The 9,856-nt window shown below is 63.1% G+C and carries 11 protein-coding genes; 4 read left to right on the forward strand and 7 right to left on the reverse strand.

Translation table 11 applies throughout. The annotated features are described in order from the left end of the window. Positions 1-20 precede the first annotated feature (20 nt). Positions 21-521, forward strand: a complete 501-nt coding sequence (locus ACREC7_RS13775; RefSeq protein ID WP_431556271.1) for a low molecular weight protein-tyrosine-phosphatase — start codon at positions 21-23, stop codon at positions 519-521. Positions 522-644: 123 nt separating this feature from the next. Here the strand turns inward: ACREC7_RS13775 and thpR are convergent, their stop codons facing one another. From thpR to ACREC7_RS13800, 5 genes are read right to left on the reverse strand one after another with little or no spacing between them, the layout of a single operon-like run. After that, a complete protein-coding gene (gene thpR, locus ACREC7_RS13780; protein ID WP_431556261.1) occupies positions 645-1,178 on the reverse strand; it encodes an RNA 2',3'-cyclic phosphodiesterase in 534 nt (177 codons plus the stop codon). A gap of 22 nt (positions 1,179-1,200) precedes the next feature. Beyond that, complete coding sequence (locus ACREC7_RS13785) at positions 1,201-2,241, reverse strand: NADP(H)-dependent aldo-keto reductase (protein ID WP_431556262.1); 1,041 nt, start codon at positions 2,239-2,241, stop codon at positions 1,201-1,203. An 11-nt stretch (positions 2,242-2,252) separates the two neighbouring features. Beyond that, complete coding sequence (gene rfbA / locus ACREC7_RS13790; RefSeq protein ID WP_431556263.1) at positions 2,253-3,134, reverse strand: glucose-1-phosphate thymidylyltransferase RfbA; 882 nt, start codon at positions 3,132-3,134, stop codon at positions 2,253-2,255. Then, complete coding sequence (gene rfbD, locus ACREC7_RS13795) at positions 3,131-4,015, reverse strand: dTDP-4-dehydrorhamnose reductase (protein WP_431556264.1); 885 nt, start codon at positions 4,013-4,015, stop codon at positions 3,131-3,133. Before rfbD ends, rfbA begins: the two co-directional genes overlap by 4 nt. Before the next feature lie 28 nt (positions 4,016-4,043). Continuing rightward, positions 4,044-4,208 carry a hypothetical protein gene (locus ACREC7_RS13800; RefSeq protein ID WP_431556265.1) on the reverse strand — a complete coding sequence of 55 codons (165 nt, stop codon included), beginning with the start codon at positions 4,206-4,208 and terminating at the stop codon, positions 4,044-4,046. Between the two features lie 129 nt (positions 4,209-4,337). Between ACREC7_RS13800 and ACREC7_RS13805 the strand changes: the two genes are divergently transcribed. The 3 genes from ACREC7_RS13805 to ACREC7_RS13815 all read left to right on the forward strand — a co-directional run bounded on the left by ACREC7_RS13805 (position 4,338) and on the right by ACREC7_RS13815 (position 7,754). Beyond that, positions 4,338-5,747, forward strand: a complete 1,410-nt coding sequence (locus ACREC7_RS13805) for an ATP-grasp domain-containing protein (protein WP_431556266.1) — start codon at positions 4,338-4,340, stop codon at positions 5,745-5,747. 88 nt (positions 5,748-5,835) lie between these two features. Next, the gene (locus ACREC7_RS13810; RefSeq protein ID WP_431556267.1) at positions 5,836-6,627 is read left to right on the forward strand and encodes a caspase family protein; all 792 of its coding nucleotides are present in this window, start codon (positions 5,836-5,838) and stop codon (positions 6,625-6,627) included. Positions 6,628-6,812: 185 nt separating this feature from the next. Then, entirely contained in the window at positions 6,813-7,754 is a 942-nt protein-coding gene (locus tag ACREC7_RS13815) for an ankyrin repeat domain-containing protein (RefSeq protein ID WP_431556268.1), read from the forward strand. A 3-nt stretch (positions 7,755-7,757) separates the two neighbouring features. Here ACREC7_RS13815 and ACREC7_RS13820 read toward each other — a convergent pair whose 3' ends face one another. Further along, the gene (locus ACREC7_RS13820) at positions 7,758-8,366 is read right to left on the reverse strand and encodes a c-type cytochrome (protein WP_431556269.1); all 609 of its coding nucleotides are present in this window, start codon (positions 8,364-8,366) and stop codon (positions 7,758-7,760) included. 125 nt (positions 8,367-8,491) lie between these two features. Continuing rightward, the coding region (locus tag ACREC7_RS13825) for a pyrroloquinoline quinone-dependent dehydrogenase (protein WP_431556270.1) at positions 8,492-9,856 on the reverse strand (1,365 nt) is incomplete at its 5' end.

Raw genomic sequence — 9,856 nt, forward strand, 5'->3', positions numbered from 1 at the left:
CTCATGCGAAGCAGCCAGCCATGGCTGCCACCCGCATCCTCTTCGTCTGCCTCGGCAATATCTGCCGTTCGCCGATGGCCGAAGGCGTGTTCCGCCGCGTGGCCGAGGAGGAGGGGCTGATCGACCGCTTCGAAATCGATTCGGCGGGTCTTGGCGATTGGCATATCGGCCAGGCGCCGGACCATCGCGCGCAGAAGGCGGCACGGTCGCGCGGTGTCGACATCTCCAGCCAATCGGCAAGGCAAGTGGTGGATGAGGATTTCGAGCGGTTCGATCTTCTGCTGGTCATGGATCGCTCGAACTACGCCGAGCTCAAGGCTCGCGCGCCGCATGAAGCGCGCGCCAAGATCCGTCCTTTTCTCGATTTCGCGCCGCATGTCGGCACCAGCGACGTGCCCGATCCCTTCTTCGGCGGCACAGAAGGCTTCGACCATGCGCTCGATTTGATCGAGGCGGCTTCGCGCGGTCTGCTCGCCTCGCTCACCGGAGAGGACCGAGCGAAGGTAAAGCGCAGCGGCTAAAGCAGAATCGAACTCAGTTGAGTCGTCATGCCCGGACTTGATCCGGGCATCCATTCCGTGAATGCCAAACTTGATGAGGCGCAATGGAATGGATTGCCGGGTCGAGCCCGGCAATGACAAGCTTCATTCGAGCGGATAGGCGGCCTCAACCACATAGGGGCCGCCGCCGACGGAAGCGCGCGAAGAGAACAGCACGAAGCGGGTCACCTCGAACGGCTCGCTCGAGAATCCGCCCTGGCGCTCGAGATACGTGGCGACGGATTCGGAGCTTGCACCTCTCAGCCGCGCCACGGTGACGTGCGGCGTATAGTTGCGCGGCTCAGGCGGCAGGCCAGCGGCGCGCGCCGCGCGTTCATGCGCCCGCTGCAGGGATTCAAGCGGGTCGCTCGGCGCAATGCTGGCAAAAATCGCCCGAGGCTTGCGTCCGCCAAAGCTGCCAAGTATGTCGAGCCTGAGCTCGAAGGGCGAGGCGACAATATCTCCCAGGCTATGCGCGAAGTCGCGCGCCGTGGTGCCGTCGACATCGCCGAGAAAGCGGAGCGTCACGTGGTAGTTCTCGGGATCGATCCAGCGCGCGCCGTTGAGGCCCGCCCGCACGAGGGTCAGCCGGCGCGCGACGGCAGCTGGTATCTCGATCCCGGAAAACAGCCTCGGCATCTCGCGGTTCCTCGGCGAAGGCTTAGGGGCAAGGATTGGGGTAGGTGAGGTGAAGCTGCTCGATATCTTGGATTGCTGCGTCGGGCAATCTGAGCAGGCAACCTTCAATATCGGTTTTTAGCTGGGCGAGCGTCGTCGCGCCAATGATGGTGGACGTGACGAAAGGCCGCGAAGCGGCGAAGGCGAGCGCCATTTGCGCAGGGTCGAGGCCATGGGTCCGCGCCAAGGCGACATAGGCGGAGATGGCGCGAGGGCCATTGCCCATCTCGTAGCGCCCCAGGCGGTCGAACAGCCGCTTGCGCGAGCCTTCAGGAAGCGCGCCGCCCTCGTATTTGCCGGTGAGGTAGCCCTGGCCGAGCGGCGAATAAGCGAGCAGGCTCACCTGCTCGCGATAGTGGATCTCGGCGAGACCGGTCTCGAAGGAGCGATTGACCAGGTTGTAGGCGTTCTGGATCGAGACGATGCGCGGGAGCGCGTGGGTTTCGGCCGCCTTGAGAAAGCTCATCACTCCCCAGGGCGTTTCGTTGGAGAGGCCGGCGAATCTGATTTTGCCTTGCCTCACGAGATCGCCGAGCACGCCGAGGATCTCTTCGATGGGGTGGCTGTCGCCCTGCAGATGCACATAGTCGAGGCCTTCGAAGATGCGCATCGGCCGGTCAGGCCAATGAAGCTGGTAAACGTCGATATAGTCGGTATTGAGCCGCTTGAGGCTTCCCTCCACCGCCTCCAGGATTTGCCCGCGGCCCTGCCGCCCGGGGGAGCCATCCTTGCGCAGCCAGTTCATCTTGGTGCGGCCGATCACCTTGGTCGCCACCATCACTCTGTCGCGGGCCTTTCGCGAAGCAAGCCAGCTGCCGATGATCGATTCGGTGCGCCCTTGGGTCTCGGGCTTGGGCGGAACGGGGTAGATTTCGGCCGCGTCAAAGATATTGATGCCGCGGTCGACCGCGTAGTCCATCTGCGCGTGACCGTCGGCTTCCGAGTTCTGCTCGCCGAAGGTCATGGTGCCGAGGCATATGGCGCTGACCTTGGCGCCACTCCGGCCAAGCTCGCGATACTCCATTCCCCTCCACCTCAATATTGGTGGCGCGCCTCTTGGGCGACGGTTTCGAGATACCGCCCGTAATAGGTGTTCTTCAAGGACGCCGCGATTCGCAACAGCTGCTCGGCGTCGATGAAGCCGCTGCGATAGGCGATCTCCTCGATGCAGGCGATCATCCAGCCTTGGCGCTGCTCGATGGTGCGCACGAACTCCGCGGCGTCGAGAATTGAGTCGGGCGTGCCGGTGTCGAGCCAGGCGAAGCCGCGCCCCATGCGCTCGCAGTTGAGCTCGCCGAGAGCGAGGTAGGCAAGATTGACGTCGGTGATCTCGAGCTCGCCGCGCGGAGACGGCTTGAGGTTTGCGGCGATGTCGAGCACGCGGTTGTCGTAGAAATAGAGGCCGGTCACCGCCCAATGGGATTTCGGAGAGGCCGGCTTTTCTACAATACCCACCGGTTTGCCGTCATCGTCGAACTCGACGACGCCATACCGCTCAGGATCGTTGACCAGATAAGCGAACACGGTGCAGCCAGCGGCACGCCCCATGGCGCGGTGGAGCATCGGGGTCAAGCCGGTGCCGTAGAACATGTTGTCGCCGAGGACGAGAGCGCAACGGCGCTGGCCGACGAACTCGCGCCCGATGATGAAGGCTTGGGCGAGGCCCTCTGGGCGGGGTTGTGCCGCATAGGAGAAGCTCATGCCGATGCGGCTGCCGTCGCCGAGGAGGCGCACGAAGCGGTCCTGGTCCTCCGGCGTCGACACGATCAGTACCTCGCGGATGCCGGCGAGCATCAGCACCGAGAGCGGATAGTAGATCAGCGGCTTGTTGTAGACGGCGATCAGCTGCTTGCTGGTGGCGATAGTGATGGGATAGAGGCGCGAGCCTGAGCCGCCAGCCAAGACGATGCCTTTCATGCCGCTTCTCCCCGTCCAAGCAGCCGCTCGAGCGTCGCGATGAGACCGGCGCGGAGCGGCCGAGGCTTGATGCCGAAGGTGCGTTCGAGCTTTGCCGTATCGAGCACCGAGTAAGCGGGCCTGGGTGCGGCCGTGGGAAAGTCGGCGGTCGCGATCGGGCGGACGTGCGGGACTTTGCGCCGTCCGAGCCTTGCCGCTTCGGCAAAGATCATGGCGGCGAAGCCGTACCAAGTGACCGCGTCGGCGCCAGCATAGTGATAGGTGCCCCAGCCGGAAAAGTCCGGCCGCTCGATGCTCTGCACCAAGGTCAGGATTGCGAAAGCGAGATCTTCCGTCGAAGTGGGGCAGCCGGTCTGGTCGTCGACGACGCGGAGGTCCTCGCGTTCGGCGCCAAGCCTGAGCATGGTCTTCACGAAATTGGTTCCGAACGGACCATAGACCCAGGCGGTGCGCAGGATCAGGTGCCGGTCATGGGCGGCCCTCACGGCGCGCTCGCCCGCCTCCTTGCTTGCGGCATAGCTGCCTTGTGGATTGACCTTGTCGGTTTCCTTGTAGGGGACCCGGCTCGACCCGTCGAACACATAGTCGGTCGAGAGATGAATGAGCGGGATATTCGCTTCGGCCGCGGCGCTTGCGACCAGCGAAGCGCCGTCGCGGTTGACCGCAAATGCGCGCATCGCCTCGCTCTCGGCCTTGTCCACGGCGGTGTAGGCCGCGGCGTTGACGATGCTTGTCGGTGAATGTTTGGCGATTGCCTTGGCCACCGCGCCGGCGTCGCAAATATCGGCCTCTTCGTGCGTCAGGCCGACCAGGTCATGACCGGTGGCGGAGGCCAGCTCGATTAAATGGCATCCGACCTGGCCGCCTCCGCCAAACACCATGATCCTCGATCCCACGGCACCGGCCCGGTTAAGCGCGCGCCACCTGCACGAGAGGCGGCTCGGCTTGCGGAAGGGCGGCCGGCTTGTCGAAGGCTTCGCCGGCGAAGAACCCGATCCACAGCTGCCACAACACGAACGCCAGGATGGTAAGGAGCGCGACAATTCCGAAAATTTTACCGTAATGCAGCGGCATGATCCCTCCTTGAGCCTCGCGCCAAACCTCGGGGCGAACCTGGACCAGCATCGGCACCAATTGCAAGGCTAGATGGAAGGCCTTAGGAAAGGTCAGGCCCACCACACCCCCCGCTTCAGAGGCGCATCGGTGCAAGATATCGCGGAGCAGCCTCCTTGGGCCGGTGTGGATCCTGTTGGCTCGTCCGGCACGCCGCGAGAGGTTCTCGTGGTCTGCTCGACCTTCCGCGACCATCGCGAGCTGCCTCGGCTCGCCCGTCCCGGCCTTACCTATCTGTTCCATGACTATGCGAGCACGAGCCTCGAGGAGCTGATCGACGGCAGGGCGGAGGGGCTCGACGGCGTCGCCGACCCAATCGCCGAGATCGCACGCATCCGCGCCGAGGTCTCGGGCCGCGATATCGCGGCAATCGTCAGCACCGACGACTACCCCGGCAGTGCCCTTGCGGCAGTCGTCGCCAAGGTGCTGGGGCTGCCTGGTCCCGACCCCAGGGTCAATCTCATCTGTCAGCACAAATATCTGTCGCGCATGGCGCAAGCCAGCATCGTTCCCGAAGCTATTCCTCCGTTTTGGGCCATCGACGTTGCCGAAGGGGCCGCGCTTCCAGAGGCGATCGCCTTCCCGGTTTTCGTCAAGCCGATGAAGTCGTTTTTCTCCATCGGCGCGCAAAGGATCGACTGCGCGGCCGAGCTTGCCGAGGCCAAACGAAGGTGGGTCGCGCTTGACGATTTCTTCCTGCCGCTTGAGCGCCTGCTCGAACGCGAGGCAAGGGTCGGGATCGGCTCCACCCGCCTCATCGCCGAAGGGCTGCTCAAAGGGCAACAGGTCACCGTCGAGGGTTATGCCTTTGGTGGTGAAGTGAACATTCTCGGAGTGGTCGATTCGATCTTCTTCCCCGGCACGCTTGCCTTCTCGCGCTTCGACTATCCATCTTCATTGCCTGAAGATGTTCAGGAGCGCATGGAGGAGATGGCGCGGCGGCTTATGGGTGGGCTCGGCTTCGACAACGGGCTGTTCAATGTCGAGATGATGTACGACGGACGCGAAGACCGCATCGCCATCATCGAGATCAACCCGCGCATGGCCTCGCAATTCGCCGACCTTTACGAGAAGGTCGACGGCACCAATGCCTATGAGGTTCTCCTCGATATCGGCACCGGGGTTCGGCCCTCGCCGAAACGGCGCCAGGGTGTATACCAATTCGCCGCGAGCTGCGTGCTGCGCAGCTTCGAGGATTACCTCGTGGTCGCGCTTCCCTCCGAGGACCAGCTTTCGGCGCTCGAATATCTGTATCCGGACATCAGGGTGGAGATCCACGCCACGGCGGGGCGGAAACTCTCGGACGAGCTTCAGGACGGAACGAGCTTCCGTTACGGCATCATCACTCTCGGCGGGCGCGACCTCGCGGAGGTGTTGACGCGTTTCGACGATGTCAGGGCCCGGCTCGGCATCGCGCTGCTGCCCGTCGACCGGGCCAAAAGCGTGAACGGTGGGGGGTCCCGGTCTGCCGGTTGCTTGCAGACGCAAGGCCCGGCATAGTCCGACCATCGGCGGTTCGTAACAGACACCCCGGGTTCGTCCAGTCGGTAAGGACTTCATCATGTACAGGGTTCGAGCAGCGACCCGGTTGCTGACCGCTCTGGCGATTTTGGCTTGTTTGGCACCTGTTGCCGGGATTGCGGAGTTGGCCAGGCAGGAGACCAGTCAGTCTCCCAGCGTGTTTGTGATGTTCTCGACCGGGTTGGGGCAGGCGGGGCTCGACCGGCTCAACGACAGCGACCCCGACCCGAACTCAATTTATACGCGGGTGTTGTTGCGCCATCTTGCCGACCCCGGCAGAAATCTCGTCGAGTTGGCGACTGACGTCCAAGCCGAGGTTGGGGCGCTTGCGGCGGAAGTTGGCTACCAGCAGACCTCCGCGTATTACGCCGAAGGGAGCGCTGGCGCGTTTGTGCTGACGCCGACCGCATCGGAGGCGCCGAAAGGAAAGCGCCTGGCTTTCGTTGTTGGGATGGGCGATTACCCCAATCTTAGGCAACAGTCACGGCCCTTGAGTGCCCACGAGGACGCGGCGGCAATGACCGCCAAACTGCAATCGATGGGGTTCAGCGTTGTCAGCGCGACTGATTTGGGCCGCGCCGAATTCAATGAGAAACTGGAGGCCTTCCTGCAGGGGCTCGCGCCGGGCGATGTCGCAGCCTTCTACTTCTCCGGACTTGGCCTGCAAATCGACGGCAACAATTATCTTCTGCCGGCAGACATTTCTACGGCGAATCTCGAAGACGGCGGTGCCAAGTTAGCGAGGCAGGCGATACAACTCTCCAGTCTTGTGGACGCTATGACTAAGCGGCAGGCAGGCTTGACCCTTATCATCCTCGATGCCGCCCGCGACAACCCCTTCGCGGCACCGGCTCGGTGAAACCCACGGCTGAAGCGGCGTGAATGTGTCCCCCGACCTCTGCTTCGATACAACTCGTCCGAAATCCTAGGTGTCGTGTGAAGGCCGTCCGCGATCCGCTCCTGTTGCAGCTGGTACCTTCCTTGGCCGATGCGCTAAGGTCGGCACTCGCAAAACCCGAGACCGACTACCGAAGGAAGCCCGAGTTGAGTTCATACCAGTTTGCGCGTTGCCGCCGCCTTGCCGTTCTGGCCTGCGTGTCCTTAGGCCTCGCATTCGCGAGCTTCGGCGCCTTGGCCAACCAGAAGGTGTGCCGTTCGCTCGATCAGCGCTACGAGCAGATCGAGCGAAGTGCCTCGAGCATCGAGGTCAATGCCATGCTGTTCTCCGCCGCCGATAAAGGCTGCAAGGAGCTTGCGCAGCGCCTTCTTGACAATGGGGCCTCGCTGGAGGCGAGAGACAGGCTTGGGGTGAAGCCCTTGGGCCGCGCCGCAGCTGCCGGTCAGCCCGAGCTCGTCGCCTTGTTCCTCGACCGCGGCGCACCGATCGACGCCCGCGCCATCGACGGCTCGACGGCCCTTTATCAAGCCGCCGAGGCTGGGCGCCTGCCCATCGTCCAGCAATTGGTGGAGCATGGGGCCAACATAACGCTGCCCGGACGCAGCGGGCTCACGCCGCTGGAGGCGGGCGCCTATATGGGCAGCCAGCCGATCGTTGAGCTTCTGATCGATAAGGGGGCAGACCCCAAGGTGGCCGACAACACGCAGAAGACCGCGATCATCTACGCCGCGGGCAAAGGATTTCCCGACATCGTGCGCCTGCTGCTCGACCATGGCGTCGACGTCAATGCGCGCTACGGCAACGACCTGACGGTGCTGATGTGGGCGGCCGGATATTCGGATGAGGCCGGCGTCAATGACATGGAGAAGGTCATCACGCTGTTGCTCGATCGCGGCGCCCATATCGACGATCAGGACAATCGCGGCCGCACGCCCTTGATGATCGCCGCAGAGCTCAACCACGCCGTCGCGGCCGATCTCCTGCTCGCCCGCGGCGCCGACAAAAGTCTTCGCGACAAGCAGGGGAAGAGCGCTGCCGACCTCACGTCGCTCACCGCGCTTCGCGAGAAGCTCGCGGCGACGCATTAGAGGCTAATGGCTTTGGCCGAGATAGGAATCGATTTGAAGGCCAGCGAGATAATCGGCGAGCGCGCTTATGGCGTCGGGTGAGGTCGCATTCATCAGGTCGGACATGCCGGGGTTGTTGCCGCGCGTCCTGGTGCGAAAGTCCATCATGGTCTTTTGCAGGTAGTCGTGCTGCTGGCCGGCGAGACGGGCCGTGGTTCCGTCGCCCTGAAAATAGGCGAGGTGGCAGGCGGGGCAACCGACCGACGCGGCCGCAGCCTTAGCCTTGTCGGCCACGTCCGGGGCCGCGTCCGGCTGTTCCAGGTTGGGCCATTTGAGCTTCGAAAAATATTCAGCGAGCGGGAGCAGGTCTTCCTTGGCGAGCGTCGCGGCGATCGGCGACATCAAATCGTTCTTGCGCGCGCCTGACTGGAAGTCACGCAGCTGGAGAAACATGTAGCCCGCGTTCTGGCCCCAAATCGCCGGCGTCGTCTTGAGCTGGGGAACGCCATTCTCGCCATGGCAGGCGGCGCAGACCTTTGCCTTCGCCTCAATCTGCGGATCGTCGGCGAAAGCGCTCGTGCCCATGACGAGAGCCACAAGCAACGGGAGAAGAAGGGCAAGTTTGGTTCGCATGACGTGAGCAATCCGCAGCATCAACAGATTGTTCCCTCGGTATGAAAAGGACGGGGCATTGGTCATGCCCCGTCCTCTTCTTTTGAGTCCAGCCTGCGTCCACGTGGCGTGGACGCAGACTGCGATCAATCGACGGTAAACGCGATGATGTTGTTGCCGCGCTTGAAGTTGATCTGGGTGTTCCCCCCGGCGCCGACGACGATGTATTGCTTGCCGTCGACGGAGTAGGAGGCTGGCGGTGCGTTGACGCCGGCGCCTGCAAAGAACGACCACAACACGTCGCCGCTCTTGGCATCGTAAGCGCGGAACCAACCGTCGCCTTCACCGGTAAACATGAGCCCGCCGGCGGTGGTCAGCGCGCCACCCATCATCGGCAACGGCGTCTTCTTCTGCCAGGCGATCTTGCCGGTGTTGTAGTCGACGGCGGTGACGTTGCCGAACGACTCCTCGGTCGCGATCACCGTGAAGGCGCCGCCAAGCCAGAGCTTGCCGCCAGGATAGGGCGAGCTCTGAACCTGATAGGTCATCGGCTGATGCAGATTGACCGCGTAGGTCAGGCCAAGCTCGGGATTGACCGCCATCGGCGACCATTCGACGCCGCCATTGGCGCCGGGCAGCATGCGGGCGCCTTCCTTGGTCGGCAAAGTCCACATGCCCTCTTGCGACACCATCGGCTCGGAGAAGCGGATGGGGCTGCAATCCTTGCGGTTGTTGACGAACACGTTTCCGATCTTGTTACCATGAATGACGGCAGGAACGACGTTGCCATCCTTGTCCTTCGCGTCGACCAGGACCGTCGGGCTGACGGCGTCGAGATCCCACACGTCGTGCGGAATGAACTGGAAGTGGCAGACATATTTACCGGTATCGAGATCGACCGATACGAGCGACTCGGTATAGAGGTTGTCGCCGGGCCGAATGGCGCCATCGAGGTCAGGCGAAGGATTGCCGACCACGAAGAAGATGCGGTTCAGCTTGAGATCAACCGACGGATTCTGCCACACGCCGCCGCCGACCGTCTTGTAGGGGTCGCCGGTCTTGGCGAGCTGCGCCTTCTCCGCCTCGATATCGCGATGCATGTCGTGGCCGGTCGCGTCGTGCGTCGCCCATACACCGACTGATTTCTCGGCTGTCGTGTCGAAGTTCCAGATGAGCTTGCCGGTCTCGGCGTCATAGGCGCGGACGAAGCCGCGGATGCCGTATTCGCCGCCATTGGTGCCGATCAGGATTTTGCCGTTGACGGCGGTCGGCGCCATGGTCTCGCTGTAGCCAAGCGTGGGATCGGCGATCTGGGTCTGCCAAACGATGCTGCCGGTCTTGGCATCGAGCGCGACCAGCTGGGAATCGAGCGTGGCAACATAGACCTTGTCGTTATAGACGGCGACGCCGCGATTGTTCGGGCCACAGCAAAAGGTCGTGATCGGGCCCATCTTGTGTGCGTAGTGCCAGTACTGCTCGCCGGTCTTGGCGTTCAGCGCATAGACGTGGCG

Origin of the sequence: Methyloceanibacter sp., from assembly GCF_050728395.1 — a bacterium.
In the GTDB taxonomy this organism is placed as follows: Bacteria; Pseudomonadota; Alphaproteobacteria; order Rhizobiales; family Methyloligellaceae; genus Methyloceanibacter.